Source organism: Sulfitobacter sediminis (genome assembly GCF_040811725.1).
In the GTDB taxonomy this organism is placed as follows: Bacteria; Pseudomonadota; Alphaproteobacteria; order Rhodobacterales; family Rhodobacteraceae; genus Sulfitobacter; species Sulfitobacter sediminis.
In genome coordinates this window covers 1-239 of record NZ_JBFNXX010000246.1, presented here as the reverse complement: position 1 = coordinate 239, position 239 = coordinate 1, and the positions used below count along the sequence as shown (strand labels likewise).

The window sequence follows — 239 nt, the reverse complement described above, 5'->3', positions numbered from 1 at the left end:
GGAAGACCCCATGCATTTCGGCCTCAGCGAAGAACAGGAGATGATCGTCTCCTCCGTCCGCAGCTTCGTGGAAAAGGAAATCTATCCCCACGAGGCCGAGGTCGAACGCACCGGCGAAGTGCCAGAAGGCTTGGGCGAAGAGATCAAGCAAAAGGTCATCAACCTTGGATTTTACGCCTGCAACTTCCCTGAAGAGGTCGCTGGCGCGGGCCTTTCCCACCTTGATGTCACCTACGTCG

Annotated in this window: 1 protein-coding gene; it reads left to right on the top strand. The window is 56.9% G+C overall.

The window, feature by feature from the left end:
• Window positions 1-10: 10 nt before the first annotated feature.
• On the top strand, window positions 11-239 hold a 229-nt coding region (locus AB2B41_RS23735; RefSeq protein WP_367880280.1), incomplete at its 3' end, for an acyl-CoA dehydrogenase family protein.